The organism is Azoarcus sp. KH32C, from assembly GCF_000349945.1.
In the GTDB taxonomy this organism is placed as follows: domain Bacteria; phylum Pseudomonadota; class Gammaproteobacteria; order Burkholderiales; family Rhodocyclaceae; genus Aromatoleum.
Map to the genome: position 1 here is coordinate 2,002,980 of NC_020516.1, position 25,542 is coordinate 2,028,521.

General features: G+C 64.4%; 27 protein-coding genes. 5 read left to right on the top strand and 22 right to left on the bottom strand.

What is annotated here, in order from left to right:
• Positions 1 to 25 precede the first annotated feature (25 nt).
• Entirely contained in the window at positions 26 to 1,375 is a 1,350-nt protein-coding gene (locus AZKH_RS08805; protein WP_015435405.1) for a chloride channel protein, read from the bottom strand.
• Between the two features lie 190 nt (positions 1,376 to 1,565).
• On the opposite strand from AZKH_RS08805, the gene AZKH_RS08810 reads away from it, so the two are divergent.
• Positions 1,566 to 2,081 (top strand): MarR family winged helix-turn-helix transcriptional regulator, encoded by a 516-nt coding sequence (locus AZKH_RS08810; protein ID WP_015435406.1) that lies wholly within the window; start codon positions 1,566 to 1,568, stop codon positions 2,079 to 2,081.
• A gap of 1 nt (position 2,082) precedes the next feature.
• On the opposite strand, the gene AZKH_RS08815 is transcribed toward AZKH_RS08810, so the two are convergent.
• The 19 genes from AZKH_RS08815 to AZKH_RS08905 form a co-directional block, all read right to left on the bottom strand.
• On the bottom strand, positions 2,083 to 3,261 hold the full coding sequence (locus AZKH_RS08815; protein ID WP_015435407.1) for a VWA domain-containing protein: 1,179 nt from the start codon (positions 3,259 to 3,261) through the stop codon (positions 2,083 to 2,085).
• Between the two features lie 26 nt (positions 3,262 to 3,287).
• Positions 3,288 to 4,703, bottom strand: a complete 1,416-nt coding sequence (locus AZKH_RS08820) for an EAL and HDOD domain-containing protein (RefSeq protein WP_015435408.1) — start codon at positions 4,701 to 4,703, stop codon at positions 3,288 to 3,290.
• A gap of 17 nt (positions 4,704 to 4,720) precedes the next feature.
• The gene (locus AZKH_RS08825; RefSeq protein ID WP_015435409.1) at positions 4,721 to 5,563 is read right to left on the bottom strand and encodes a MoxR family ATPase; all 843 of its coding nucleotides are present in this window, start codon (positions 5,561 to 5,563) and stop codon (positions 4,721 to 4,723) included.
• Between the two features lie 52 nt (positions 5,564 to 5,615).
• Positions 5,616 to 6,779, bottom strand: a complete 1,164-nt coding sequence (locus AZKH_RS08830) for an ATP-binding protein (RefSeq protein ID WP_015435410.1) — start codon at positions 6,777 to 6,779, stop codon at positions 5,616 to 5,618.
• The gene (locus AZKH_RS08835) at positions 6,776 to 7,129 is read right to left on the bottom strand and encodes an Hpt domain-containing protein (protein WP_015435411.1); all 354 of its coding nucleotides are present in this window, start codon (positions 7,127 to 7,129) and stop codon (positions 6,776 to 6,778) included. The genes AZKH_RS08830 and AZKH_RS08835 overlap by 4 nt, the downstream gene beginning before the upstream one ends.
• Positions 7,130 to 7,132: 3 nt before the next feature.
• Positions 7,133 to 7,528, bottom strand: a complete 396-nt coding sequence (locus AZKH_RS08840; RefSeq protein WP_015435412.1) for a response regulator — start codon at positions 7,526 to 7,528, stop codon at positions 7,133 to 7,135.
• The gene (locus tag AZKH_RS08845) at positions 7,491 to 9,899 is read right to left on the bottom strand and encodes a PAS domain S-box protein (protein ID WP_015435413.1); all 2,409 of its coding nucleotides are present in this window, start codon (positions 9,897 to 9,899) and stop codon (positions 7,491 to 7,493) included. The genes AZKH_RS08840 and AZKH_RS08845 overlap by 38 nt, the downstream gene beginning before the upstream one ends.
• A gap of 100 nt (positions 9,900 to 9,999) precedes the next feature.
• Positions 10,000 to 10,425, bottom strand: coding sequence for a DUF1841 family protein (locus tag AZKH_RS08850; protein WP_015435414.1), 426 nt, complete (start codon positions 10,423 to 10,425; stop codon positions 10,000 to 10,002).
• Between the two features lie 22 nt (positions 10,426 to 10,447).
• Positions 10,448 to 11,080 (bottom strand): endonuclease III, encoded by a 633-nt coding sequence (gene nth, locus AZKH_RS08855; RefSeq protein WP_041657128.1) that lies wholly within the window; start codon positions 11,078 to 11,080, stop codon positions 10,448 to 10,450.
• Between the two features lie 13 nt (positions 11,081 to 11,093).
• Positions 11,094 to 11,792, bottom strand: a complete 699-nt coding sequence (locus AZKH_RS08860; protein WP_015435416.1) for an electron transport complex subunit E — start codon at positions 11,790 to 11,792, stop codon at positions 11,094 to 11,096.
• Positions 11,793 to 11,807: 15 nt separating this feature from the next.
• On the bottom strand, positions 11,808 to 12,470 hold the full coding sequence (locus tag AZKH_RS08865; protein WP_015435417.1) for an RnfABCDGE type electron transport complex subunit G: 663 nt from the start codon (positions 12,468 to 12,470) through the stop codon (positions 11,808 to 11,810).
• Entirely contained in the window at positions 12,467 to 13,474 is a 1,008-nt protein-coding gene (locus tag AZKH_RS08870) for an RnfABCDGE type electron transport complex subunit D (RefSeq protein ID WP_015435418.1), read from the bottom strand. Before AZKH_RS08870 ends, AZKH_RS08865 begins: the two co-directional genes overlap by 4 nt.
• Before the next feature lies 1 nt (position 13,475).
• Complete coding sequence (gene rsxC / locus AZKH_RS08875; RefSeq protein ID WP_015435419.1) at positions 13,476 to 15,125, bottom strand: electron transport complex subunit RsxC; 1,650 nt, start codon at positions 15,123 to 15,125, stop codon at positions 13,476 to 13,478.
• Positions 15,122 to 15,673: an electron transport complex subunit RsxB gene (gene rsxB, locus AZKH_RS08880; protein WP_015435420.1), complete on the bottom strand. Its 552-nt coding sequence runs from the start codon at positions 15,671 to 15,673 to the stop codon at positions 15,122 to 15,124. Before rsxB ends, rsxC begins: the two co-directional genes overlap by 4 nt.
• A gap of 69 nt (positions 15,674 to 15,742) precedes the next feature.
• Positions 15,743 to 16,327 carry an electron transport complex subunit RsxA gene (rsxA, locus tag AZKH_RS08885; RefSeq protein WP_015435421.1) on the bottom strand — a complete coding sequence of 195 codons (585 nt, stop codon included), beginning with the start codon at positions 16,325 to 16,327 and terminating at the stop codon, positions 15,743 to 15,745.
• 102 nt (positions 16,328 to 16,429) lie between these two features.
• A complete protein-coding gene (locus AZKH_RS08890; protein ID WP_015435422.1) occupies positions 16,430 to 17,458 on the bottom strand; it encodes a quinone-dependent dihydroorotate dehydrogenase in 1,029 nt (342 codons plus the stop codon).
• A gap of 77 nt (positions 17,459 to 17,535) precedes the next feature.
• Positions 17,536 to 18,279 (bottom strand): arginyltransferase, encoded by a 744-nt coding sequence (locus tag AZKH_RS08895; protein WP_015435423.1) that lies wholly within the window; start codon positions 18,277 to 18,279, stop codon positions 17,536 to 17,538.
• Positions 18,280 to 18,289: 10 nt separating this feature from the next.
• Positions 18,290 to 18,991: a leucyl/phenylalanyl-tRNA--protein transferase gene (aat, locus tag AZKH_RS08900; RefSeq protein WP_015435424.1), complete on the bottom strand. Its 702-nt coding sequence runs from the start codon at positions 18,989 to 18,991 to the stop codon at positions 18,290 to 18,292.
• Entirely contained in the window at positions 18,988 to 20,109 is a 1,122-nt protein-coding gene (locus AZKH_RS08905; RefSeq protein ID WP_015435425.1) for an ABC transporter ATP-binding protein, read from the bottom strand. Before AZKH_RS08905 ends, aat begins: the two co-directional genes overlap by 4 nt.
• Positions 20,110 to 20,238: 129 nt before the next feature.
• Here AZKH_RS08905 and AZKH_RS08910 point away from each other — a divergent pair, with 129 nt between their 5' ends.
• The 3 genes from AZKH_RS08910 (at position 20,239) to AZKH_RS27510 (ending at position 22,806) form a co-directional block, all read left to right on the top strand.
• Positions 20,239 to 21,921: an iron ABC transporter permease gene (locus tag AZKH_RS08910; protein ID WP_015435426.1), complete on the top strand. Its 1,683-nt coding sequence runs from the start codon at positions 20,239 to 20,241 to the stop codon at positions 21,919 to 21,921.
• Positions 21,922 to 21,972: 51 nt separating this feature from the next.
• A complete protein-coding gene (locus AZKH_RS08915) occupies positions 21,973 to 22,284 on the top strand; it encodes a hypothetical protein (protein WP_015435427.1) in 312 nt (103 codons plus the stop codon).
• 105 nt (positions 22,285 to 22,389) lie between these two features.
• Positions 22,390 to 22,806, top strand: coding sequence for a hypothetical protein (locus AZKH_RS27510; RefSeq protein ID WP_015435428.1), 417 nt, complete (start codon positions 22,390 to 22,392; stop codon positions 22,804 to 22,806).
• A gap of 101 nt (positions 22,807 to 22,907) precedes the next feature.
• Here AZKH_RS27510 and AZKH_RS08925 read toward each other — a convergent pair whose 3' ends face one another.
• On the bottom strand, positions 22,908 to 23,930 hold the full coding sequence (locus AZKH_RS08925; protein WP_015435429.1) for a Fe(3+) ABC transporter substrate-binding protein: 1,023 nt from the start codon (positions 23,928 to 23,930) through the stop codon (positions 22,908 to 22,910).
• 124 nt (positions 23,931 to 24,054) lie between these two features.
• Here AZKH_RS08925 and AZKH_RS08930 point away from each other — a divergent pair, with 124 nt between their 5' ends.
• The gene (locus AZKH_RS08930) at positions 24,055 to 24,384 is read left to right on the top strand and encodes a DUF2325 domain-containing protein (RefSeq protein WP_015435430.1); all 330 of its coding nucleotides are present in this window, start codon (positions 24,055 to 24,057) and stop codon (positions 24,382 to 24,384) included.
• 23 nt (positions 24,385 to 24,407) lie between these two features.
• Here the strand turns inward: AZKH_RS08930 and AZKH_RS08935 are convergent, their stop codons facing one another.
• The gene (locus tag AZKH_RS08935; RefSeq protein WP_015435431.1) at positions 24,408 to 25,301 is read right to left on the bottom strand and encodes an adenylate/guanylate cyclase domain-containing protein; all 894 of its coding nucleotides are present in this window, start codon (positions 25,299 to 25,301) and stop codon (positions 24,408 to 24,410) included.
• Positions 25,302 to 25,542: the final 241 nt, after the last annotated feature.

Genomic DNA, 25,542 nt, shown 5'->3' on the forward strand with positions numbered 1-25,542 from the left:
CCCGCTCTTGCGGGCGGTTTTGCGTTTACGGGGCTGGCTGCTGCTGGACTCGCGGCGTAGCCGCGGAAAGGACTTCGACCGTTGTGCGTCGAAGTGTCGCGGTGGCCAATGCGTCATATAGCGCAAGCGGCGAGATCGATCGGGATACTCCGTGCGCGATCAGCGACGTCGCCATCAGCGGCAACAGCATCTCGTGGTTTGCCGTCATCTCCATCACGATGACGAAGGACGTGATCGGCGCGCGCGTCATCGCGGACAGGAAGGCGACCATCCCCAGTACGAGGATCGGGGCTTCCGGCGCGGGCTCCAACAGGTGGGCGACAAGGGTGCCGACCCCGGCGCCGGCGGCGAGCGCCGGGGCGAAAACACCGCCCGGAATTCCGCTGAGGAAGGCCATCCAGATCGCGAGCATCTTCGCCGCAAAGAAATAAAGAGGAAGTCCGGCCGTTCCTTCGAGTGCCGCTTTCGATTCCGCATAGCCGGTGCCATCGGTCAGACCGCCGGTGGCGAGGCCGAGGAGCGCAGTTCCCAGTCCGCACAGCGCCGCAAATGCGACCGGCCGCGCCCGCGCGAACTCCCCGATGCGCCCGGGAAGTCCTCGCGACGAGGCGATCAGCAGGCGGCTGAACGCGCCGCCCAATGCGCCGCCGAGGGCGCCGCATGCCGCGACTGCCCAGATGACGGTCGGCCACGCCAGTGTGGCGGGCGTGCGGCCGAAATAGGTGTAGTTGCCGAGCAGCGCGAGCGACATCAAGCCTGAGAAGATGACCGCCGTCAGCGTCGTGCTGTTCGCGCGAAAAGCGTGGTGGCGGCACATTTCCTCGATCGCGAACATGATGCCGCCGAGCGGCGTATTGAAGGCTGCCGCGACGCCCGCCGCTCCGCCCGCGACGATCAGGTTACGGCTCGACGCGATGCGGCCGAAACGGCGCCCCGCCAGACTGTGCAGCACCGCTGCGCCGACCTGCACTGACGGCCCTTCGCGACCGATCGAAGCACCTGCGAGCAAGCCCCCTAGCGTCAGGGCGACCTTCGCGAATGCGAGCCGCAAGGAAAGGAGCTGCCCGCGGACAGCCGGGTCATTGCTGTCGGCTGCTGCGATCGCCTGCGGAATGCCGCTGCCCTGGGTGCCGCGAAAATGATTCCGCGAAAGCCAAGCCATCGCGGCGAAACCCGCCGGAGCGAGCAGGAGCGACAGCGAGGGCGATACCCGCAGGATGTCGGTGTGGGTAGCGATCGCTAATTCGGCGCCGAGGGCGAACAGGATCGCGACCAGTCCCGCCAGCAGCGCCGCTCCGACCAGCAGCAAGCGTCGGCGCCAGCGTTTCACCGACAGCCAGGGAATCGCGTGACGGCGCCCGCTGCGGGCAAGCAATCGAAATGGCGTGCGGGGACGTGGCGGCGGTTCGGCGGGCGGAGCAGGTTGCACAGGTCATTCCTGGATCGACTGCGCTGTGACGCGCCGGGTGTTGGGACATGCAACTTTCCGTTACGATACGCGACACCGAGAGCAATAAACAATTGTCGAAAAGTATTTTTTAAGAACATATCGGGAGCCGCCATTCATGCCTCAGCCTCACGTCTCTGACCCGGACACGCCTGCGGTGCCGATCACGCCGGTCACTCCGCTATCCGTGCTGCAGCGTTTCCGCGTACTGATCCGCACCGCGCAACGGCATTCGCAGTGGATCGAGCGCCAGAGCGGCGTCACCGGCGCGCAGCTATGGGCTTTGCAGGAACTTTCCGAGGCGCCGGGCTTACGTGTCGGGGAACTGGCGACCCGGATGGCACTGCATCAGTCGACAGCGTCGAACATGATCGACAAGCTCGAATCGAGCGGCCTTGTCGTGAAGGAGCGCACGAGCGCCGACCAGCGCGTCGTCCGCTTGTCGCTGACCGAGGCGGGGCGGGATCTGCTTGCACGAGCGCCGTCGCCCGCGCGGGGCGTTCTGCCGGAAGCGCTGCGCCTGCTCGATGGCGAGTCGCTCGGGCGCCTGCAGGACGAACTCGACGGGCTGCTGCAGCAGATCAAGGGGCTGGACGAGGGCTTCGGCATGCAGCCCTTGCCGTTTGCGGAGTAGCTCAGACCTTTTTCGATAATTGCCGCATGGCCCGTTCCAGGCCGTCGAGCGTCATCGGATACATTCGTTCGCCCATGATCCGGTTGATGATCTCGATCGACTGGCGATAGGCCCACAGCCGTTCCGGTTCCGGATTCAGCCACGCCGCCGCCGGCCACGCGTCGAGCAGGCGCCGCAGCCAGGCCGCGCCCGGTTCCTTATTCATGTGTTCGATCGAGCCGTGCTGGTGCAGGATCTCGTAGGGGCTCATCGTCGCGTCGCCGACGAAGATCAGCTTGTAGTCCGGTCCGTATTTGTGGATCAGATCGAGCACCGGCACCGTTTCGCTGAAGCGGCGGCGGTTGTCGCGCCACACGCCCTCGTACACGCAGTTGTGGAAGTAGAAGTGCTCGAGATGCTTGAACTCGCTGCGGCAAGCCGAGAACAGCTCTTCGCACGCCTTCACGTGGTCGTCCATCGAACCGCCGATGTCCAGGAACAGCAGCACCTTGACTGCGTTGTGGCGCTCCGGGCGCATCAGCAGGTCTAGCCAGCCCGCGTTGCGCGCAGTGGCGGCGATGGTGCCGTCCAGATCGAGTTCCTCGGCCGCGCCTTCGCGCGCGAATCGGCGCAGGCGCCGCAAGGCGACCTTGATGTTGCGCGTTCCGAGTTCCACCGCATCGTCGAGATTGCGGAATTCGCGCTTCTCCCAGACCTTGATCGCGGTCCGGTTGCCGGCCGACTCGCCGCCGATCCGGATGCCCTCGGGGTGATAACCGCCGTTGCCGAACGGCGAACTGCCGCCGGTGCCAATCCACTTGGAACCGCCCTGGTGGCGCCCTTTCTGCTCCTCCAGGCGCTTGCGCAACTCGTCCATCAGCTTGTCCCAGCCGAGCTTTTCGAGCTGGGCCTTCTGTTCCGGCGTCAGATGGCGCTTCATCATCGCGCGCAGCCATTCTTCCGGCAGTTCGGTCTCCAGCCCGGGAATTTCGCTGACGCCCTTGAAGTAGGCCGCGAAGGCCTGATCGAATCGGTCGTAGCGCGATTCGTCCTTCACAAGGCAGGTGCGTGCGAAGTAATAGAACGCATCGATGTCCGGCCCGCACACACCGTCGCGCAGCCCTTCGAGCAAGGTCAGGAACTCGCGTGTCGACACCGGCAGTTTGGAAGCCTTGAGATGCAGGAAGAAGTCGATCAGCATGGGTATCGCTCCCGGTTTCGGGCTGGCTAGGCGTTGACTTCGAGCGCCCAGGAGAATGCGTCCAGATGGCGGCGCGTGGCAGTGTCCGGTCCGATGCCGCAGCGTTCGGCGGCGCTCCTGAGCGTCTCCGGATCGCCGTTCTCGCAGGCAATCGCAAGTTGCAGGAGGTCCGCCATCGGACCTTCGTCCCGCAGCACCGCGGCCTCGATTTCGGGGGCGGGCGACAGCGAGGCGATCGCCTCGGCCATCGGGACTTCCAGGATGACGTCGACAAGCGACAGCAGGCCGACGAGGTAGAGCGCGTCGCGTTGTGCCGGTGGGCGGCCCTCGCCCAGCAGTTCCATCAGGCGCGCCCGCACGAGGGCGTTTTCGAGCGCTGCAGCGGCGCGGGGCGAGCCGCCCTTGTCGGCGCCATAGAGCAGCAGCATCAGCCAGCGATAGAGCTTTTCCCGCCCGAGTTGCAGGATCGCGCCTTCGATCGACGTGATCTCCTTCGCCAATCCCACGGCCGCGGAATTGATGTAGCGCATCAGGCGCAGCGACAGTGCCGCATCCTGTTTCAGCAGGTTCACCAGTTCCCGCGTATCTGCATTGCCGCGAAGGCCGGAGATGAGTTGCGCCAGCCGCGCCGTATTCGGCCCGAGGCGGTTGCCGTGCCAGTCCTGTCGGCTGGTGACGAACGGCCCCTGGAAGAGGGCCGCCCCCAGCGTGTGGCACAGCTGGAAGTCGTCCTGGCTGGGAAGATTGCGTGCGACAAGTTCGGCCTTCGAAGCGGCCTTCCTCAAGCGGTGCACCGATTGTTTGAGTTGTTCGGGTTCGGATGCCGCGGCCTGCACGACAATGTAATCGCATTCGGCCAGCAGGGCCGCCCGATCATCGTCGAGTTGTTCCGCCCGCAGGCCGATGCGGTAACCCGCCTTGCGCAAGGAGCGCGTGGAGGCGAGCAGATCGACGAGTGCCGGCGCGCCGTCTTCTTCGGGAATGGCGGTTACGACCAGTGCCGTGTTGCGGGGTGGAAGGTCGAGGATGGACGCGTGATCGAGAAAGGAATCGGGTACGTCGAGGAATGCCGTACGGTGCCCGAGCAGGCGGCCGATGTCGGCGTTGGCGAGGTTTCGCGCGAGGACCTCGGCGTAGACGTGCTGGATGCGGCGGCCACGTGCGCGGATGCGGTTCCGCGTGCCTTCGTGCAGCATGAACTGGTAGCCCGCGACGCGCTGGTCTCGGCCGAGAACCGACTCCCGGCAGAGGAATCCGTCAATTTCGGGGGCTGGGGCGGTCGCGGGACGTGTTTGAACCGGGGCCGGAGCGGCCGGAGTGCCCGGATTGCGAATGGGCGCCTGACGATTCAGCTCGTCGAAGTGCTTGCGGTCGGCGGCCTCCCTGCCTTCGTCGCGACCGGAAAATGCACCTTTCAGCGCGGACAGGATGCGGGACAACATCGTCTGAAAACCAATCGTCAGCGATTCTGGCGGGCCATGTAGACGAGCCGCTCGAAGAGGTGGAGGTCTTGCTCGTTCTTCAGCAGGGCTCCCGCGAGCGGCGGCACGCCAGCCTGCTTGCCTTCGGTGCCCAGTGTGGCGGGCGGAATCTCTTCGGCGATCAGCAGCTTCAGCCAGTCGATCAGTTCCGAGGTCGACGGTTTCTTCTTCAGGCCCGGCACGTCCCGCAGGCCGAAGAAGACTTCCAGCGCTTCGCGCAGCAGCTCTTGGCCGAGGTCGGGGAAATGCACGTCCACGATGCGCTGCATCGTCTCACGGTCGGGGAAGCGGATGTAGTGGAAGAAGCAGCGCCGCAGGAAGGCGTCCGGCAATTCCTTTTCGTTGTTCGACGTGATGAAGACGATCGGACGATGGCGTGCCTGTACGGTCTGCCGCGTCTCGTAGACGTGGAACTCCATGCGGTCGAGTTCGCGCAGCAGGTCGTTCGGAAATTCGATGTCCGCCTTGTCGACCTCGTCGATCAGCACCACGCACGGCGTCTCCGATTCGAAGGCCTGCCAGAGCACGCCCTTGACGATGTAATTGGCGATGTCCTTGACGCGATCGTCGCCGAGTTGGGAGTCGCGCAGCCGCGACACGGCGTCGTATTCATACAAGCCCTGCTGGGCCTTGGTCGTCGACTTGATGTGCCACTGGAGCAGCGGAAGGCCGAGTGCGCTCGCGACTTCCTCTGCAAGCATCGTCTTGCCGGTGCCGGGTTCGCCCTTGATCAGAAGCGGCCGTTGCAGCTTGATCGCCGCATTGACGGCAAGCATCAGGTCAGGGGTGGCGACATAGTCCCGGGAGCCTTCGAAGCGCATCGCGGAATTCCTCCAGTTGGCGAATTCCGATTATAGGGCCTATGGGCTGTTCTCATTCGCGACGCGGGTGCGTTGCAGCTGGGCCTTGCGATTCCGGCCACTGGAGATGGAAGGTGGCGCCCTGGCCGGGACTGCTCGAGCCCCAACTGCGCCCGCCCATGCGCTGCATCGCTTTGCGCACGATGGCGAGGCCGACCCCGGTGCCCGGGTAATCCTCGCTGCGATGCAGGCGTTCGAAAATATCGAAGATGCGGTCATGGTGCCGCATGTCGAAGCCGATACCGTTGTCGCGGACCCATAGATGGTGGCAGGCGTCTTCCGTCCGCGCCCCGATTTCGATTTCGAGCGGCCTTCCGGCGGCGGCAAACTTCAGCGCGTTGGACAGGAGATTGCGCAGCGCCTGGGTCAGCGCGTTGCGGTCGGCGGTGACCTCGCGTGAAGCGATATTGGTTCTGATGCGCGCATCGCGCTGGTCCAGTTCGGCGCGGAATTCCGCGTGAAGGGCTTCGGCGAGGCGCGCCACGTCGAGTCGCTCGAAATTCATCGAGCCCCGTTCGAGTCTTGAGTACTCGAGCAGGTCGTCGATCAGGCGCCCCATGTATTCGGTGCCCTCGACGATCTTGCGCAGGTATTCGCGCCCCTCGGCGGAGAGCGTCGAGGTCTCCGTCGACGCGAGCAGCGTGCTGTAGCCATTGATCGCCCGCAGCGGCGACTTCAGGTCATGGGCGACGGCGTAGGTGAAGGTTTCGAGCTCGCGATTCGCATGCTGGAGGGCCGCGTTCGCGCTTTCCAGATTGTCGCGTGACTCCTCGAGGGCGCGATACAGCTTCAGCGTGCGAAACACTGAGCGGAGCTTGGCTTCGAGGATCTCCAGGCCGACCGGCTTGATCAGGTAATCGTCGCCGCCCGCGAGCAATCCTTCGACGAGGTTGCCGTGGCTACCGAGTACGGTCAGGTAGATCACGGGAACCCAGTGTGCGCCGGCAATCTCCTTGATGCGGCGCGTCGTCTCGAAGCCGTTCGGGCCGGGTAGCAGGACATCCATCAGGATGAGGTCCGGACTCTCGCTGCGGAAGCGATCGATGGCCCGGGCGCCGTCGCATGCGAGCAGGACCTGCTGGCCGAGGTGCTCGAGGAGGGCGACCGTCCTCGCGCTTTGAAGCGGGTCGTCTTCGACGAGCAGCACCTTCAATACGGGCAGTCCTTCGACGGTCATGGCTGCCCCGATTGCGGGTCTTCTGCAACGGCCCGCTCCGCAGCGGCTTTGAGCGCTGCCACGAGGGCGGGGAGACGGGCATGCACGGCGAGGTCGAACTTCGAATGGCCGATGCCGCTCGGAAACATTGCTTGCTCCATCTCGCGTGCCGCGGTGCTGACCTCGGGGCAGCCGAAGGTGGCCCCGGCGCCGGCGAGGCTATGCACGATCACATGGACGGCCTTCACGCTTTCCTCGTCCTGTCCCAGCTTGGCCAGCGCGTCGTCGAGCGCCCGAATGCGCTCGGGAAGCTGCACGACGAAAGCCCGCTGGAGGACGGCGATCTTCGCGGCGAGGAGATCGTCTGCCATGGTTCATTGCTCCTGGGCGCGCCGCCAGATGTCTTCTATCCGGGCGGCAAGAGTCATCGGATCGAAGGGCTTGGCAATGACGTCGACGGCACCCAGCTCGAGATATTCGTCGATTTCCTGAGACTGGACCTTTGCGGTCATGAACACCGCGGGCGTGTCGGCGAGACCGGGCAGGTCGCGCAGCGCGAGCAATGTCGTCGGCCCGTCCATGCCCGGCATCATGACGTCGAGCAGCAACAGATCCGGCGAAAACTCCGGCGCCTTCGCGACCGCTTCGCGACCGGATTCGCACGACTCCAACGTGAAGCCACCCAGCGATTCGAGTGCCATCACGGCGATCAGCCGGATGTCCGGCTCGTCTTCAACGTAGAGAATCTTCTTGAGGTTCTTCATGCTCATTTCGCGTCACCGAAGGAAGACTCTGGAGGATCTGCGCCTGCAAGGTTCCGAGCAGGCGTGCATTGTCCGTATTCGACTTGACCAGACAGGCCGCAAAATGTTGCGCGTCGTATTGCGAAACGTCGCTTGCCGAAAAGACGACAATGCGCGGCGGTGGGGTCTGTGCGGAGATCAGCGGCAGGAGCTCCCACCCCGAGCCGTCCGGTAGGGCGAAGTCGAGGATGACCAGATCGTAGACGTGTTCGGCCAGCTTGCGGTGGGCGGTATCGAGGTCGGGAGCGTGGTCGAAGTCCGCCAGGTCCTTGGCCAGCTCGGAGATGAAGCTAAAGACGTCCGCATCGTCCTCGATGTGCAGGATTCTTTGCCGCGCCGGCGGGCTGTCCGCCTGCCTTTCGCGGATCGCGTCCGTGCTCACGCTGCTGCGCAGGACTCGTAGCAGCCGTTGTTGGTCGATCGGCTTCTGCAGCCAGTCCGCAACGGCCATTCCGCCTCCCAGGCGGGCCTTGCCCTCGTCCGCGCGTGCGGAAACGACAACGATGGGCAAGTGGTGAAGCGCTTCGATGTCGCGCAACTCCCGGATCAGGGCGATGCCGTCCTGGTCGGGAAGGGCGATGTCGAGGGTCATCGCGTCGTAGTGGTTGCCGGCCAGCATCCGCCTGGCGTGCTCGGCGTCGACCGCAATGTCGGCGCGATACCCGGCTTCCTCGAGCATGTAACGGATCAGCGCTGCGGCGTCCGGATCGTCTTCGCAGATGAGGATGCGCGAGGCGTCCTCGCCGCCTTTGTCGCCGAAGGGCTCGTTGTGGGGCAGGGCGGCCAGTTCAAACCAGAAGCACGCTCCGCTGCTGGAGCTGTCGTAGCCGATGCGTCCGCCCATCCCTTCGATGAGCGAGCGCGTGATGGCCAATCCCAGCCCGCTGCCACCCTTCTGGCGCGTGTTCGAGGCATCCGCCTGGGAGAATTTCTCGAAGATGCGCTCGCGGAAGGTGTCGGGGACACCCGGGCCCCGGTCGCGGACGCTCACCCGGGCCGAGCCCTTACATCGCTCCAACGAAACTTCCACCGTGCTGCCCGGAGGCGAGAACTTGGCGGCGTTTGATAACAGGTTGGCAAGGACTTGTGCCAGACGGTCGGGGTCTGCGTAAACGCTGGCTTCGGTCGGGTCGCCGGTCAGTTCGATTTTCACGCCGAGCTCTTCCGCATAGGCCCGATTGGCCTCGATCGCCTGCCGGATCAGCGGAAGCAGCGGCTGCGCACCGAAGGCGAAATTCATCTTTCCGGACTCGACCTTGTCGATGTCGAGGATGTCGTTGATCAGCCGCACGAGCCGTTCGCTGTTCCGGTGAGCGACGTCGATGAGCCTGGCGGCCTGCGGCGGCAGCGCCCCGGCCAGCCCGCCGGCGATCAAACCGAGCGAGCCGCGGATCGACGTCAGCGGCGTGCGCAGTTCGTGGCTGATCGTCGAGATGAATTCCTTCTTGATGCGCTCGGCCTCCTTGCGCGCGCTGATGTCGCGCACGATGCCCGTGAAGAATCGATGCTCCCCGAGCACGGACTCGCTGACCGAGAGATCCATCGGAAATTCCGTGCCATCCTTGCGCCGGCCGACCACTTCGCGCCCGGTTCCGATCACGTGCGGCACGCGGGTCCTGATCAGTCGGCGGATATAGCCGTCGTGTTCGCTGCGAAACGGTTCCGGCATCAGCATGTTGACGTTGCGGCCGATGACCTCGGCGGGCTCGTAGCCGAAGATGGTCGCGCCGGCCGGATTGAAGGATTCGACGATGCCGCCTTCGCCGATCGTGATGATTCCGTCGTTGGCGGTATTCACGATCGCCCGCAGCCGCTCTTCGTGGCCACGCAGCGCGCCGATCGCTTCTTCGAGGCGGGTGCGGCCGAATTCGCCCTGTACGAGATTGCCCAGGTCGCGCAACAGCGCGCGTTCTTCGGCGTCGAGGCGACGCGGCGCGCAGCCGATCAGGCAGAGTGTTCCGACGCGGTAACCGTCCTGGGTGGAAAGCGGCGCCGCGGCGTAGAAACGGATGTTCGGAGGCCCTGCGACCAGCGGGTTGTCCGCGAAGCGAGGGTCGTCAAAGGCGTCCGGAACCTCGAAGATGTCCGGTGCCAGGATCGTGTGGCCGCAAAACGAGATGTCGCGCGGCGTTTCGGTCGCGTCCAGTCCCTGGCGGGACTTGAACCACTGGCGGTCGTGGTCGATGAGACTGACCAGCGCGATGGGCACGTCGAAAAGTCGCCGCGCGATCCGCGTGATCCGGTCGAAGCGCTCCTCGGGCGGTGTGTCGAGCAAGTCCAGCGTGCGCAGGGCCTCCTGGCGCTGCGCTTCGTCGGGCGGCATGGGCGGGACTTGCATCTGGGCTCCCGGTCAGGTCAAGGCGGGGCTGGCGCTCCGACTATGCTGTCATTGTAGTGCGGGTCCAATGCGAAGTGGTTCGCCTTGCTCACCTTGGGTATCAGCGGGCGCGACGCAGTACGCAGCTTACATAGGCCTGGCCGTCCGGCTGGGCGTTGTTGCGCTGTGCGTTGAACATGGTTTCGCCGAGACACTCAAGCACGTCGTGCAGCGCCTGGTGCTGGTCGTCCCGCTGCCGCAGGCAGGCTTCAAACGCGGCGCGCAGCCCAGGCGGCTGGTCGATCGACAACTGCTCGGCGATTGCCAGATGCAGTGACAGGTGGAGGAAGGGGTTGATCTGGCCGTCGTCAGGCGAAAACTCCCTTGCGACCGAATCGGGGTCATCGAGCAGCGCGTGGTATTCGGGATGCAGCTGGATCAGGTCGGTCGCCATGTGCTCGAGCGGCGTCTGCACTTCCTGGGCGCGATACTTGCGCCAGCTTTCGATGAAGAATTTCCGGACTTCATCGCGGGTTGGATTGAACATTGTTCCCTCGGTTGATGATGGGTCAGGCGGTCTTGTCCCGGAATTCGCACAGGTCGCGTACAACACATTCCGGGCAGCGCGGCTTGCGGGCTGTGCACACGTAACGGCCGTGTAGGATCAGCCAGTGGTGGGCGTCGAGCAGGTACTCCTTCGGCACCCGTTTCATCAGCGCCTCCTCGACGGCCAGTACGTCCTTGCCCGGCGCCAGCCCCGTGCGGTTGGCGACTCGGAAGATATGGGTGTCGACGGCCATCACCGGCTGACGGAACACCGTGTTGAGCACGACGTTCGCGGTCTTGCGCCCGACTCCCGGCAGGGCTTCGAGTGCTTCGCGGTTGGCGGGGACTTCGCCGGCGTGGCGTTCCAGCAGCAGGCGCGACAGCGCGACGACGTTCTTCGCCTTGTTGCGGTACAGGCCGATCGTCTTGATATGGCTCGCGACGCCTTCCTCGCCCAGCGTGATCATCTCTTCCGGCGTCGGCGCGGCGGCGAACAGGCCGCGCGTAGCCAGATTGACGCTCTTGTCCGTCGCCTGCGCCGACAGCACGACAGCCACCAGCAACTGGAAGGGCGTGCCGAATTCCAGTTCCGTGGTCGGCGTCGGATTCGCCTCGGCAAGCCGGCGGAAGAATTCGCGAATGGCGTCGCGCTTCATCGTCATCGGCGGCTCACGAAGCAGCCTTGGCGGTCGCGAGGCTGCGATCGTCGGTTCCCGGGCCGGCCGCTTTGCGCTGTGCCGCGCGGCTGCGGATCCAGTTGGAGAGGGCGATCAGGCATCCGAGCGTGAAGAACGCACCGGGCGGCAGGATCGCGATCAGGAAGCCCGGATAGTCCTTGCCCAATACGGCAATCGCCGAGGCCCCGGGGACGATCATCTCGATGCCGGCGAACAGTGTTCCGTTGCCCGCGAGCTCGCGCAGCCCGCCGAGCACGGCCAGCAGGCAGACGAGGCCCAGTCCCATCATGACGCCGTCGACGGTCGAGGAGAGCGGATCGTTCTTGGCCGCGAAGGCTTCCACGCGCGCGAGCACGATGCAGTTCGTGACGATCAGCGGGATGAAGATGCCGAGCACGAGATACAGGTCATGGAAGTAGGCGTTGAAGGCCAGGTCGACCATCGTCGTGAGGGACGCGATGATCAGGATGAATACCGGAATGCGGATCTCGTAGGGGATGAGATTGCGCAGCGAGGCCACGGCGAGGTTGGACATTGCCATCACCAGCACCGTCGCGAGGCCAAGGCTCGTCGCATTGACCACGCTGGTGCTGATCGCAAGGATCGGACACAGGCCCAACAACTGCACCAGGCCCGTGTTCTGCCGCCACAGGCCGTTCCAGGCACTTTCACGAAAGCGTTCGAGATTCATCGCGAAGATCCTTCGTCAGAGTGTCGCGCCCGGTTGAGCGGCGAACAGTGCATCCCGATGCGTGCGGGCGAACTCCAGCGCCCGCCGCGTGGCGTTCGTCACCGCGCGCGCGCTGATGGTCGCTCCGACCCGATAGGCGAAAGCGCCCCCATCCTTGCCAAGCGACCATTTCTCCGGGCCCACTCCATCCAGCGAGAGGCCCGCGAACTGCCCGATCCAGGGCTTGTCCTTGCTCCGGTCCTTGCGTGGATCGATGTAGTCGCCAAGGCCCGGCGTTTCCTTGTGCGTGACGACCCGAACGCCGCTCAGCGTCCCTTCGGCTGCCACGGCGACGACGAGCTGGATGCGTCCCGCGTAGCCGTCGGTCGCGATCGTTTCGAGGACCAGAGCGGCAGGAGCGCCGCCACGTCGCGCGCGATACACCCGTCCGCCCTGATCGAGGCCGAGCTGCGGCGTCGGTCCGAGCGTGACGTAGTCGTCGAGCAGCGCGTTATCGTAGGTGGATGGCGGCAGCACCTCGTTGATCAGCCGCATCTTGCCTTCCTGCGCGGACGCTTCGATTGCCGGCCGCGTGGCGTTGTAGGTCGCGGCCATCGGTGCGGTGAAGGCGATCGTGAATAGCACCAGGATGCTTGCGGTCCGTGCCGAGGTCCGGCCGGCGGTGTAGCGTTCGCTCATCGCGCCTTGTCCTCGCGGTGGCCGAATACCGGCGGTTGCGTCTTCATGTCGATCAGTGGAACGCAGATGTTCATCAGCAGGACGGCGAAGGCAATCCCGTCCGGGAAGGCACCGAACGCGCGGATCAAATAGGTCAGGATCGCGATGCCGGCCGCGAAGATCAGTTTGCCGCGCGGCGTCGTCGCGCCGGAGACCGGGTCCGTCACGATGAAGAAGGCCGCCAGCATCGTGCCCCCGCTCGCCAGATGGAAGAGTGGTGACGGGAACTGCCCCGGATTGGCCAGCCAGAACGCGCCCGCGATGAGCGCAAGCGTCGCGAGGAAGGCGACCGGCATGTGCCAGGTGATGATCCGTCGGGCCAGGAGAAAGAGTCCGCCGACAAGATACCCGAGCGAGAGCCATTCCCATCCACGGCTTCCGAACTGGCCGAAGGCCTTTTCGGAAAGAATGGTGGCAACGGTGCCGCCGCCCGAGCGCAGGCCGGTCCGCATCGCATCCAGCGCCGTCGCGCCGGTGATCGCGTCGAGCTGACGCTCGCCTCCCAGCACGAGATGGAGCTGAGTGGCGAAATCGAGTTGTCCGACGCCGGGCCATTGAGACATCAGCGACGGAAACGCCACGATCATCGCGCAAAAGGCCACCATCGCCGGATTGAACGGGTTCTGCCCCAGTCCGCCGTAAAGCTGCTTGACCGCCACGATGGCGATCAGCACCCCGAGAACGGTCCCCCACCAAGGCAGGATCGGCGGAAAACTCAGCACGACCAGCCAGGCCGTGACGACCGCCGACAGATCGGACAAGGCGGGTGCGAGCGGCCGTCCGCGAAGCTTGAGCACCAAGGCTTCGCCGACGAGCGCGGCAATCGTCGCAAGCAGCAGATTCACCAGCACGATGGCGCCGAGCTGCCAGACATAGAGGGCGATGGCGGGGAGCAGGGCAAGCAGCACGGCGAGCATGACGCTCGTGACGCTTGCCGGTTTGCGGACGTAAGGCGATTGCATCATGTCAGGAGGCAGGACTCGTGTCCTGCGGATTCGGTTTTTCCCGTCGAGCATCGATCTCAGCGATCTTGGCCTGGGTCTCGGCGCTCAGATCGGCAGTGTTGCGCGGTGCAATTGCCGCCTTTTGTTGCTTGGCGCGCGCCAACGCAGCTGCAATCAGCGCCTTCTTCGGATCCTCGGCTGCCGAAGCTGGCGTTTCTGCCAGCTGCGCTGTCTCCGCCGGTTTCGCCCGGGTCTCTGCCGCCTTGGCTGCGAGTTTCGCCGCCTTTTCCTCCTTCTCGCGCTGCTGGCGGAAGTTGCGGAATTCGAAACGGTCTCGGGCCTGGTCGGCGGCGGTCGTGCTTCGTTCGCGCGACCAGATCTCGCCCTTGGCAAAGCGGAAATAGTCGACGAGCGGAATGTGCGAGGGGCAGACGTAGGCGCAGCAGCCGCATTCGATGCAGTCGAACAGATGGTATTCCTGCGCCTTGCCGAAATTCTTCGACCGCGAGAACCAGTACAGCTCGAAAGGCTGGAGGTCCGCCGGGCAGGCGCGCGCGCACTCCCCGCATCGGATGCAGGGCTGTTCCGGCGGCGGGGGCGGGAACAGCGCAGGCGACGCGGCGATGATGCAGTTGGCGCCCTTGGTGACCGGTACGGCCGTGCTCGCCAGCGTGAAGCCCATCATCGGCCCGCCCATGATGTAGCGGTCGGTGTCGTCCTTGGGGTCCGCCAGTGCGAGCAGTTCGTCGACCGGTGTCCCGAGCAGGACTTCGCGGTTGCCTGGTCGAACGACGTTGCCGGTCAGGGTCACGATGCGCGAAAGGAGGGGTTCGCCGTGGCGGATGGCGCGATGAACGGCGTACGCGGTCCCGACGTTGAAGCATTGCACGCCGAACTCCGGTCCCAACTTGCCGTGGGGGATCGCGATCCCGGTCAGCACGCGAATGAGCTGCTTTTCCCCGCCCGCAGGGTAGAGCGTCGGCACCGGAACGATTGCGATGCCTTCGCCGCTGCCTGCCGCCTCGCGCATCGCCGCGATCGCATCCGGCTTGTTGTCCTCGATGCCGATCAGGATCCGGCGCGCGCCGATAAGATCCCGCAGGAGCATCGCGCCGGACAGCACCTGGGCCGCGCGCTCGCGCATCAAGCGGTCGTCGCAGGTGATCCACGGCTCGCACTCCGCGCCGTTGATCACGAGCGTATCGATACCCGTTCCCGTGCCCAGTTTGACGTGCGTCGGGAAGGTGGCTCCGCCGAGCCCCGCGATGCCGCAGCCGCGAAGGAAGGCGAGGGCGGCCTCGCGCGAGTTGGCGCGATAGTCGAAGGGCGCATGGTCGATCCAGCGATCCTCGCCGTCCGGCTCGATCACGACCGACAAGGTCGTCAGGCCCGACGCATGGGCCATCGGGTATTCGGCGATTTCAAGGACCGTTCCCGATGTGGAGGCATGCACGCCCGTGCCGAGCAGGCCTTCGCCCTCGCCGACGCGTTCGCCCTTCAGCACCTTCTGGCCCGGTTCGACCAGACATCGCGCCGCCGAACGCGGACTTTGGCGCAAGGGAATCACCAGGCGCCGCGGCATCGACGCCACAGCGATCGGCGTATCCGAAGACTCCGTCTTGTGGGATTCGGGCTTGATGCCGCCCCTGAAACCGAAGAGACGGCCGATCATGCGGCGGGCCTCAATTCGATTACCGGATACTTCCATTTCCATGTCTCGACCGTCTCGCGCACCGGCTCCATCGAGATGCAATCGACCGGGCAGGGCGCTACGCACAGTTCGCAACCGGTGCACAGCGGTTCGACGACGGTATGCATCTGCTTCGCTGCGCCGACGATCGCATCCACCGGGCAGGCCTGCATGCACAATGTGCAGCCGATACAGAGATCTTCGTCGATCAGCGCGACCGCCTTGGGTTTCTCGACGCCATGTTCCGCCGACAGCGGCTTGAATTCCCGCCCGAGCAGGTCGGCGAGCTTGCGGATTCCTTCTTCGCCCCCCGGCGGGCACTGGTTGATATCCGCCTCGCCGTTCGAAATCGCCTGTGCGTAGGGCTTGCAGCCCGGGTAGCCGCATTGGCCGCATTGCGTCTGCGGGAGGATCGCGTCGATCTTTTCGACGAGCGGGTCCCCCTCGACCTTGAAACGGATCGAGGCGTAGCCAAGTGCCGCGCCCAGCACGATGGCGATCCCGGTCATCACGAGAATGGAGGTCAGCATGGCGTCAGCGATAAGGACGAGGGTACCGACGGGAAGCCCGCATCGGCAGGTCTTCGCCGCAGTCCCGCATCACTGGAAACGATCCATGCCGGCGAAACCCATGAATGCAAGACTCATGAAGCCGGCAGTGATCATGGCGATCGCAGTGCCGCGGAACGGTCCCGGCACGTCGGCGCCGTCGAGCCGTTCGCGGATACCCGCGAAGAGCACCAATGCCATTGTAAATCCGACTGATGATCCGAAGCCGAACAGAAGAGACTGCAGCAGATTGTGCTTCAACCCCACGTTGAGCAGCGGGATTCCCAGCACCGCGCAGTTCGTCGTGATCAGCGGCAGGTAGATGCCCAGCACCTGATGCAGCACCGGGCTGGTCTTCTGGATCACCAGTTCCGTGAGCTGGACGATCGCGGCGATCACCACGATGAAGGCCAGCGTGCGCAGATAGGCGAGGTCGAATGCCTGCAGCAGATAGGTGTCGATCAGGTAGCTGGTGCCGCAGGCCAGCGTCAGTACGAAAGTCGTCGCGGCTCCCATCCCGATCGCGGTATCCAGCTTCTTGGACACGCCCATGAAGGGGCACAGCCCGAGGATGCGGACCAGGACGACGTTATTGACGAGTACCGCGCCGACGACGAGAAGAAGATAGCTGCTCATGATCCGGTGCCGGAGGAATCCGGCGATTATCGCCCGCGCGCCGCCGTGAGCTCAAGCCTCGGTCATGCGCGCGGGTCCGCTGCGGGTGGCCCGCGGCGGTATTTAGGCGGGTTTCGCTGCCGGCAGATCAGCGGTCGCGCGTACGCATTCGGCAACCAGCGCCGCACCCCGGTAGATCAATCCGCTATAGACCTGCACGAGTGCCGCGCCCGCATCGATCTTGGCCTGCGCCGCACGCCCGTCAAGCACGCCGCCCGCAGCGATGATCGGCAATTCGCCTGCCAGCGCCTGGGCGAGCTTGACGACGACGGCTGTCGACGCTTCGAACACCGGCGCGCCGGAAAGGCCGCCCTGCTGTTCCGCGTAGCGTACGCCTTGCACCTTATCGCGCGAGATCGTCGTGTTGGTCGCGATCACGCCATCGATGCGGTGCCGCCGCAAGGCATCGGCGATGTTGGTGATCTGCGCCGGTTCGAGATCCGGCGCGATCTTGAGCGTCAGCGGCACGTAGCGTCCGTGACGATCCGCGAGCACCTGCTGGCGAGCCTTCAACTGACCGAGCAGGTCGTCGAGCTCGGATTCGCCCTGCAGTTGGCGCAGATTCTTCGTGTTGGGCGACGAGATATTGACCGTGACGTAGCTTGCCAGCGGATAAACCTTGTCGAGGCAGGCGAGGTAGTCGTCGGCCGCACGTTCGATCGGCGTGTCGAAATTCTTGCCGATGTTGATGCCCAGGATGCCGCGGAACTTTGCTTGCCGGACATTCGCGACCAGTGCGTCGACGCCGTGGTTGTTGAAGCCCATCCGGTTGATGATGCCGCGGACTTCGGGCAGCCGGAAAAGGCGCGGCCGCGGATTTCCGGGCTGCGGGCGCGGCGTGACCGTGCCGATCTCGAGGAAGCCAAACCCGAAGCGAGCCAGGCCGTCGATGGCCTCGCCGTTCTTGTCCAGTCCGGCCGCGAGGCCGATGCGGTTGGGGAAGGTCAGTCCCATCGCCTGAACCGGCTCGGCGGCGAGCGGCGTTGCCGCAGGCAACAAGCGGCCGGCGAGGTTCAGGGCGGCGAGGGAGAATTCGTGTGCGGTTTCCGCATCGAGCGAAAACAGGATGGGGCGGGCGATGTCGTAGAGCATCGCGCGATTTTACCGATTTGGGCCCGCGTTTGCCCTGCGGATTTCACGATAGGGGGCCTTGTGCCACCCGCTGGAGATCAGCCCGCCGTCGAATCGCGCTCGGGATCGAGCCGGATCCATTCTCCCCGGATGCGTCCTTCCAGCGGACGGAAGCGGATCTTGTAGGCCATCTTGCGGCTCTCCTTGATCCAGTATCCGAGGTACAGATAGGGGAGCCCCAGCCGGCGGCACACCTCGATCTGCCAGAGGACGCCGTAAGTCCCGTAACCGGCGAGGCTATCGTCTGGATCGTAGAAGGTATAGACGCTCGACAGCCCGTCGGTCAGTCGATCGATCACGCTCACCATCCGCAACACGCCGTTGCTGTCGCGGAATTCGACGAGGCGCGTGTCTACCTGGCTCTGCAGCAGGAAATGCGTGTATTGCTCGCGGTTGTCCTGGTCCATGCCGCCGCCCGCGTGGCGGGTGCCCTGGTAACGCTGGTAGAGGGCGTAATGCTCCTCCGAGAACTGTAGCTCGCGTTCCGCAGCCTGCAGTTCCGCCAGACGCTTCCAAGTGCGGCGCTGGCTGCGGTCCGGCGTGAATTCGTCGACCGGTACGCGCACCGGCACGCAGGCCCGGCATTCGTCGCAGTACGGGCGGTAGGTGAACATGCCGCTGCGGCGGAAGCCGTTCCGGACCAGTTCGCTATAGACGTGGGAGTCGATCAGATGCCCAGGTGTTGCAACCTGGGACCGGGCGAACCGCTCGGGCAGATACGAACACGCGTACGGTGCCGTCGCGTAGAACTGGATGAGAGCGTAGGGGTAGTCCTTCTGCATCGAAGTCGGTTCAGAAGACGATCCGCCCGTCGCTTGCGGGCCAGCGACTCGGTGCCATGCCCTTGCGCGCCCAGACGGCGAGTCCGGACACGAATTCGCTGCGCGCGATTTCCCGCGCGCCGAGCGAGAGCAGGTGCGAAGTCGTCATCTGGCAGTCGATCACGGCAAACCCCAGCAGATCCAGGTATCGGGCAAGGTGCGCCAGCGCGACTTTCGAGGCGTCGCTTCGCCGGCTGAACATGGATTCGCCGTAGAAGACTCCCCCCAGGGCGACTCCGTACAAGCCGCCGACCAGCTGGTCACCGTCCCACGATTCGACACTGTGAGCGTAACCGAGTTCGTGCATCGTCACATAGGCCCGTTGCATCTCCGACGTGATCCAGGTCCCGCCCCCGGGCTCCCGCGGTTCGGCGCAGGCCCCGATGACCTGGGCGAAAGCCGTGTCGAAGCGGACCTCGAAGCGTCCCTGGCGAAGCGTGCGGCGCAAGCTGCGCGAGATGTGCATTTGGGACGGAAGCAGCACGAGGCGGGGATCCGGACTCCACCACAGGATCGGCTCCCCGGGGCAGAACCAGGGAAAGATTCCTCTGCGGTAGGCCGCGAGCAACCAGTCCGGCGTCAAGGCACCGCCTGCCGCAAGCAGGCCGTTCGGCTCGGCAAGGGCTTGCGAGACCGCCGGGAACTCGGGCGTTTCGGACAGCCAGGGGATCATTGCGTAATGGACGCCTCTCGGCGTTGGGGTTGCATGCGCGCGGCAGGCGGATGTTCGCCAGGAAACGTCACCACATGATCGACAGCCAGGCGAATCCCGATGCGCTCGCCGATCGCGTGATTGTGGTGGCTCGGCACGAGCGACAGCGCGCGGGCCCCGCTTTCGAGACGCAGCGTGTACAGGATCTCTGCGCCGCGGAAGGCCTTGTGGACGACTTCGGCCTTCATCTCGCTGGAATCGTCATGCACGACGTCGTCCGGACGCAGCAGCACGTCTACCAGGCATTCTTCGCCGGGGCATCGATCGTCCCCGGGGCAGCACTCCACTGGAATCGTGCTGTTCAGCGTGCCGAGTTCGACACGGACCTGATGATGACTGATCACCCGGCCGGGCAGGAAGACGCCCTGTCCGATGAAATCCGCCACGAAGCGGTTGACCGGTCGATGGTACAGGTTGTAGGGCGTGTCCCACTGCTGGATGCGTCCCTCGTGCATGATCCCGATCTCGTCGGCGACGGCGAAGGCTTCATTCTGATCGTGGGTGACGAGGATCGCGGTCGTCTGCGTCGCCTTGATGATGTCGCGGACCTCGTACGACAAGCGTTCGCGCAATTCCACGTCGAGGTTCGAGAATGGTTCGTCGAGCAGCAGCAGGCTGGGGCGGGGCGCCAGCGCGCGGGCGAGCGCAACGCGCTGCTGTTGGCCACCCGATAGTTCATGCGGATACTTGTTGCCTTGGTCGTGCAGCCCCACCACGCGCAGCAACTCGGCCACCCGTCCGTTGCGCTGCTCGCGCTCCATTGCACGCAATCCAAAGCCCACGTTCCGGGCGACGGTCAGATGCGGGAAAAGCGCGTAGTCCTGGAACACCATGCCGATCCGACGCCTTTCAGGTGGAACGTGCTGCCCCTGCCGGCTCACCACGGCGCCGTCGAGGCGGATCTCGCCGCCGCTTACCTGCTCGAATCCTGCGATGCTGCGCAACACGGTCGTCTTGCCGCATCCGGACGGGCCGAGCAGGCAGCCGATACTCCCCTTCTCCAGCCGCATCGACAGGTTGCGGACAACGCGTTGAGTGCCGTAGGCGAGGTCGATTCCTGCAAGCTCTAGATGCGACATGACGGGACACGTATCAGGATGTCGGGATGCTGGTCATTATTGCATCGCGGTAATCGAAATGCGATCCATTATAATTTTCCGCTGGTTTGCGGCGGGATGACTCGCGCGACGTCATGGATCGGGAGTGATATGCATTTCGGAGAAGGGCTGAACACGCTGCTGAAGGACAGGTCCACGCTGACCGGCTGTGCTCTGCTGATTGCCCTTCTGATCGCGATGCCTGTGCTGTCGGTGTTCTCGAACGTATTTGTCGGCGGCACGGGCGGCACCTGGGCACACCTCGCAAGCACGGTCCTGCCCGAGTTCGTGCGCAATTCGCTGATCCTGTGCGTCGGCGTGGGCCTCGGGGTTTCAAGCATCGGCATTACGACGGCCTGGCTGACGACGATGCTCGAATTTCCGGGGCGGCGCTTCTTCGAGTGGGCGCTCGTGCTCCCGCTGGCGGTGCCGGCCTACGTGATGGCCTACGTCTATACCGACTTCCTGCAATTCGTCGGGCCACTGCAGAGCTGGTTACGGGCAAGCTTCGGATGGAAGGCGGGTCAGTACTGGTTTCCTGACGTCCGCACGACCGGCGGTGCCGTCGCGATGTTCATGTTCGTGCTTTACCCCTACGTCTATCTCCTTGCGCGCACGGCCTTCCTCGAGCGGGCCGCGGGAATGCTGGAAGCCGGCCGTTCGCTCGGCCTCGGCGCCTGGGGATGTTTCTTTCGCGTCTCCTTGCCCCTGGCCCGTCCCGCAGTCGTCGCCGGGTCTGCGCTGGCGCTGATGGAGACGCTGGCCGATTTCGGCACGGTGTCGTACTTCGGAGTCCAGACTTTCACGACCGGCATCTACCGCGCGTGGTTCTCCCTCGGGGACCGCGTTGCGGCGGCGCAGCTCTCGGCGATGCTGCTCGCCATCGTCGTTCTCGTCCTCGTCGTCGAACATGCCACCCGCGGTCGCGCCCGTTACGGCAACACGTCGCGCCAGCAGGCGCTGCCGACGCCTGTGCGGCTGGCCTTCCTGCCGGGTCTGCTCGCGGCCGGTGCCTGCGCGATGCCCTTGCTACTCGGATTCTTGCTGCCCGCCGGACTGCTGCTCAAGATGGCCCTGGTCGAGGGCGATGCCCAGTTCGGAGCGCGTTTCGTCGGACTCGCGCGCAACAGTTTCTTCCTCGCTTCCCTTACCGCGCTGGCGGCCGTCGCGTTTGCGGTGGTGCTCGGCTACGCCGCGCGGCTCGCCCGCTCGCGCTTTCCCCGTCTTCTGAATCGCGTCGTAGGGCTCGGATACGCCGTCCCCGGCTCCGTCATCGCCGTCGGCGTACTGATTCCCGTCACGCGGCTGGACAACGTGCTGGCGGCCTGGTGGGAGGCGAGCTTCGGCGTGAATCCGGGCTTGATCCTGACCGGTGGAGTCGCGGCACTCGTCTACGCCTACCTGGCGCGTTTCCTTTCGGTTGCGCTCCACACCGTGGAGTCCAGCCTCGGGAAGATCACCGTTTCGATGGATGACGCCGCGCGCTGCCTCGGCTACGGAAAATGGAGTACGCTGCGCCATGTGCACGTCCCGATCCTGCGTGGTAGCCTGCTGACCGCCGGATTGCTCGTGTTCGTCGACGTAATGAAGGAGCTGCCCGCGACACTCGTGATGCGTCCCTTCAACCTCGACACGCTGGCTACGCAGGCGCACACGCTGGCGGCGGATGAGCGTTTGGCGGAGGCTTCCACCGCGGCTTTGACTATCGTCGTGGTAGGGCTGTTGCCGATGTTCATCATTTCGCGCCAGATTGCACGTGGCAGGCGACGGACGTATGAAGAAACCGAAATCTGAGCCGCGCCATTCGTGCCCACCCGCTCAACCGATCGCAAAGTTTGGAGTACGATGAAAATCCTGCTGTGGTGTGACGATCTCATCAATCGCGTCAGGCTTGAATCAGCCTGGAAGACCGCGGGCGCAACCGTCCTGAAGAAGAATTCGACCGAGGTGCCGGATCTGGTCGTTGTCGACCTGCAGGCACGGAACGCCTGCGAGCATATTGCGCAATTGAGGCAGAAGCACGCTCAGGCCGGCATCATCGCCTTCGGGCCGCATTTCGATGCCGAAGCCTTCGAGGCGGCAAAGGCGGCCGGCGCGACAGAGATCGCGGCCCAGGGCTCGATCGTCGAACGCGTGATGCGACGCCTGCGCGAATGATCAAGACCTGCGAATGGCCGCGAAAGGCGCGCATCGCAGAGAAAAATTGCCGAAAATTGCCTTAGATAGGGGACCGCCACGGTCCAATGATGGGATAATCCCCCCATGAACGCACCGCAACCGACCTCTCCCCGTCGTCGCCTGCAGGAACTGCTCGCCATTCCGGATGGCCAGCGTACCGACGAAGAGTGGGACGAACTGAACGAACTCGAAATCAGCCTCGCTCCCGGCAACCGCGAAGGGGCGCCGGACCCTAATTTGCGGCGTCCGACGCCGTCGACGGGCCTGGGACAGCAAAACCGAAGCCGCAATCAGCAGCGCGGCGGGCAGCCGCAACAGAAGGCTGGCGGGCAAAAGCAGCCCAAGCCGCAGCAGCAGCCGAAACCGCCTGCGCCGATCGTTGCCGCCAAGCCTGCGGAAGAGGGGCAGGCCAAGAAGCCCGCCCGCAAGTTCCGCAAGCGTTCTTCCAAGCCGAAGACCGAGGCCGGACCGAGCTCGGCTCCCGCCGCGGAAGGTCAGTAAGCCGTTTCTCGGGCGCGCCTCGTTCGCGCCGCAGCGAAGTGAAAAGCCCCTCCGGCGTTCCGCGCTGGAGGGGCTTTCGATTGGATGACGCCGAAAATTGCTTACCGGAATCCCGCGCGATCGTAGATGCGTTGCGCTTCGGCTGCCGTCTTCGCCAGTTCGCCGACCGGCAGGGCATCCGCCTTGAAGGCCCCCAGCTTATCGAGAGCCGGATTGTTCACCTTCACGCTCGCCACGACCGGCCACTCGTTGTTGCCGTTTGCAAAGTAAGCCTGAGCCTCGTCCGACGCTAGGTACTCGAGGAATTTGACGGCGGCGCCCTTGTTCGGAGCGGTCTTCAGCATTCCAGCGCCCGATACGTTGATGTGCGTGCCCCAGGTCTTCTGATTGGGCCAGACGGTACCGATCCTTTCGACGATTTCCTTGTCCTCAGGCTTGCTCGAATTCATGATCCGGGCCAAGTAGTAGGTGTTCGCGATCGCAACGCCGCATTCGCCCGCCGCCACGGCCTTGATCTGGTCCGTGTCGCCGCCCTTCGGCGCGCGGGCAAAGTTCGCCACGACGTTACGCGCCCAGTTTTCCGTCGCTTCGACGCCGTCGTGACGGACCAGCGCCGCGCCCAGCGAAAGATTGTAGGGATGGCTGCCCGACCGCGTGCACACCTTGCCCTTCAGCGCGGGATCCGCAAGGCTTTCGTAGGTCTGGACCTGTTCCGGCTTGACCATGTCCTTGTTGTATACGATTACGCGCGCCCGCGTCGAGTACGAGAACCAGCGCTCGGTGCGCAGGTGCGCCGGGATTCGGTCTTCCAGGATCTTCGACTTGACCGGAGCGAAGATTCCGAGCTCGTCGGCTTTCGCAAGCCGCGCGGCATCCACCGTGATGAAGACGTCTGCCGGACTATTTGCACCTTCATTCCGCACGCGTTCCAGAAGCTCGTCCTCTTTCGCTTCGATACGGTTGATCTTGATCCCCGTCTGTTTCGTGAAATTCGAATACAGGGCTTCGTCGGTCTGGTAATGGCGGGCGGAGTAGAGGTTGAGCTCGGCGTCGGCTGCGCTGGCCTGCACGGCCCACACACCCAGTCCGGTTGCAATGGAGGTTGCGAGGATGGTCTTCATCATGTTCGTTCCTGATGCGGGGTGGTTGATGGCGGAATACTAACGAGAATAATTCCTAGTTGCAAACAGTTCTTATTGTTGGCAAGATGTGTGAGAATGATTCGCAATAACTACGGAAGGGACTCACATGAACGCATTACTCGTCGGTGCCGACCGGCTGGGCAACATCCCGGACGTTCTTTCTGAATTTGGAATCAGTATTGCCGCCCATGTCAGCGGGCGCGAGACTGCGCATCAGCGACGCAGCGCGCCTCTTCCAATGGGTATCGAAATGGTGATCCTGTTCACCGATTTCATCGGCCATAATGTCATGCAGCGCTTTCGCGACGCTGCGAGCCGTGAGGGGATCGCCTTCGTGTGCTGCCGTCGTTCCGTCTGCGCGCTACAGCAGGCGCTCGGCAAACGGATCGATCGGCGGGATTGCGCCGGATGCGCGGTCCGCTGCCGCGGCAACTGAACGCCGCCCGGAACCGTTGCCGCTTACAGGCAGACGTAGTGGACGAGCTGCGTCGTCTCGCCGCACGACCTTCCGAGCGCCAGGGAGCCTCGTTTGCGCAACACGATTTCTTCGTGCGAAAGCACGAACTCCTTTTCGCCTTCGATGGCAACAAAGGTCCCGTTGCTGCTGCGATCGACCAGGACAAACTTGTCGCCGCGCAACTCGATGGATGCGTGATTGCGTGATGCTCGTGTGTCGGTGATTCGCAGGTCCGCGAGGGGGTCACGACCGAGTCGGACGCTGGGCTTCTGTGCGTTGAGGATGATCGATCGTTCGCCGAGGTCGAGTCGGAGTTCCACCGCGTCGACGGCATCCAGATTGATCGACTGGACGACCGTCAGGTCTCCGGTCGATTCGCACTGCAGTTCGAACAACTCCGTGAGGCGTGAAACGCCTCTGAGCGTCCGGCTCTGCATCGGGTGGGCGAGGGCGCGCCATTCTGGACGCAACTGACGGATGGCTTCGGCGGAGGTGATCGCCCGTCCCGGCGATGCCAGTTCGAGCAGGCGTGCTGCGACATTCACCGTTTCGCCGAACACGTCGTCGGCGTTTTGAATCACCGGTCCTGAGTGGAATGCGAGTCTGACCGCAAGCTTGTGACTCGCTGCATCCGGCAACTCGGTAACGGCGTTGTGAATGCGAATGACCGCCTCGGACGCGACATTCGGGTCGGCAAAAACGGCCAGCATGCCGTCGCCGGTGTTCTTGATGACACGGCCTCCCTGACCCTCGATTTCCCGCCTCACTGTCTTGAGGCAGCTTTCGATAAGCAGGAATGCCGCGGCGTCGCCAATCCGGGCGTATAGCGGGGTGCTGCCCGCGATATCCGCGAAGAGCACCGTGCAGTCATGCGGTTCCGAATGTGCAGCGATCATGTACCGCATTATATGAAATTAGCGGCGGCATGGCCGACCAGGATGCTGATTTGGATTCAGTCGGAGGCTCCGCTAGATTGGGGCTGCCGCGGGAATCCTGTATAGTGATAATGAGTCTCGTGCCGACGCGATCCGCGGCGTCGTTATCTGTCCGGAATGCTCTCCCGATTCTGTCACGCCGCAGTGCTTTGCGGTCGTTCCCGCTCAGGGGAACGCTGCCGCCCTGCTTGCCGAGCCGGAA

Excerpts from the sequence above, each read along its gene's own strand:
- AZKH_RS08810 (WP_015435406.1), top strand. The coding sequence starts at position 1,566 with ATGCCTCAGCCTCACGTCTCTGACCCGGACACGCCTGCGGTGCCGATC.
- AZKH_RS08815 (WP_015435407.1), bottom strand. The coding sequence starts at position 3,261 with ATGCTGATCGACTTCTTCCTGCATCTCAAGGCTTCCAAACTGCCGGTG.
- AZKH_RS08820 (WP_015435408.1), bottom strand. The coding sequence starts at position 4,703 with ATGTTGTCCCGCATCCTGTCCGCGCTGAAAGGTGCATTTTCCGGTCGC.
- AZKH_RS08825 (WP_015435409.1), bottom strand. The coding sequence starts at position 5,563 with ATGCGCTTCGAAGGCTCCCGGGACTATGTCGCCACCCCTGACCTGATG.
- AZKH_RS08830 (WP_015435410.1), bottom strand. The coding sequence starts at position 6,779 with ATGACCGTCGAAGGACTGCCCGTATTGAAGGTGCTGCTCGTCGAAGAC.
- AZKH_RS08835 (WP_015435411.1), bottom strand. The coding sequence starts at position 7,129 with ATGGCAGACGATCTCCTCGCCGCGAAGATCGCCGTCCTCCAGCGGGCT.
- AZKH_RS08840 (WP_015435412.1), bottom strand. The coding sequence starts at position 7,528 with ATGAGCATGAAGAACCTCAAGAAGATTCTCTACGTTGAAGACGAGCCG.
- AZKH_RS08845 (WP_015435413.1), bottom strand. The coding sequence starts at position 9,899 with ATGCAAGTCCCGCCCATGCCGCCCGACGAAGCGCAGCGCCAGGAGGCC.
- AZKH_RS08850 (WP_015435414.1), bottom strand. The coding sequence starts at position 10,425 with ATGTTCAATCCAACCCGCGATGAAGTCCGGAAATTCTTCATCGAAAGC.
- nth (WP_041657128.1), bottom strand. The coding sequence starts at position 11,080 with ATGAAGCGCGACGCCATTCGCGAATTCTTCCGCCGGCTTGCCGAGGCG.
- AZKH_RS08860 (WP_015435416.1), bottom strand. The coding sequence starts at position 11,792 with ATGAATCTCGAACGCTTTCGTGAAAGTGCCTGGAACGGCCTGTGGCGG.
- AZKH_RS08865 (WP_015435417.1), bottom strand. The coding sequence starts at position 12,470 with ATGAGCGAACGCTACACCGCCGGCCGGACCTCGGCACGGACCGCAAGC.
- AZKH_RS08870 (WP_015435418.1), bottom strand. The coding sequence starts at position 13,474 with ATGATGCAATCGCCTTACGTCCGCAAACCGGCAAGCGTCACGAGCGTC.
- rsxC (WP_015435419.1), bottom strand. The coding sequence starts at position 15,125 with ATGATCGGCCGTCTCTTCGGTTTCAGGGGCGGCATCAAGCCCGAATCC.
- rsxB (WP_015435420.1), bottom strand. The coding sequence starts at position 15,673 with ATGCTGACCTCCATTCTCGTGATGACCGGGATCGCCATCGTGCTGGGC.
- rsxA (WP_015435421.1), bottom strand. The coding sequence starts at position 16,327 with ATGAGCAGCTATCTTCTTCTCGTCGTCGGCGCGGTACTCGTCAATAAC.
- AZKH_RS08890 (WP_015435422.1), bottom strand. The coding sequence starts at position 17,458 with ATGCTCTACGACATCGCCCGCCCCATCCTGTTTTCGCTCGATGCGGAA.
- AZKH_RS08895 (WP_015435423.1), bottom strand. The coding sequence starts at position 18,279 with ATGCAGAAGGACTACCCCTACGCTCTCATCCAGTTCTACGCGACGGCA.
- aat (WP_015435424.1), bottom strand. The coding sequence starts at position 18,991 with ATGATCCCCTGGCTGTCCGAAACGCCCGAGTTCCCGGCGGTCTCGCAA.
- AZKH_RS08905 (WP_015435425.1), bottom strand. The coding sequence starts at position 20,109 with ATGTCGCATCTAGAGCTTGCAGGAATCGACCTCGCCTACGGCACTCAA.
- AZKH_RS08910 (WP_015435426.1), top strand. The coding sequence starts at position 20,239 with ATGCATTTCGGAGAAGGGCTGAACACGCTGCTGAAGGACAGGTCCACG.
- AZKH_RS08915 (WP_015435427.1), top strand. The coding sequence starts at position 21,973 with ATGAAAATCCTGCTGTGGTGTGACGATCTCATCAATCGCGTCAGGCTT.
- AZKH_RS27510 (WP_015435428.1), top strand. The coding sequence starts at position 22,390 with ATGAACGCACCGCAACCGACCTCTCCCCGTCGTCGCCTGCAGGAACTG.
- AZKH_RS08925 (WP_015435429.1), bottom strand. The coding sequence starts at position 23,930 with ATGATGAAGACCATCCTCGCAACCTCCATTGCAACCGGACTGGGTGTG.
- AZKH_RS08930 (WP_015435430.1), top strand. The coding sequence starts at position 24,055 with ATGAACGCATTACTCGTCGGTGCCGACCGGCTGGGCAACATCCCGGAC.
- AZKH_RS08935 (WP_015435431.1), bottom strand. The coding sequence starts at position 25,301 with ATGATCGCTGCACATTCGGAACCGCATGACTGCACGGTGCTCTTCGCG.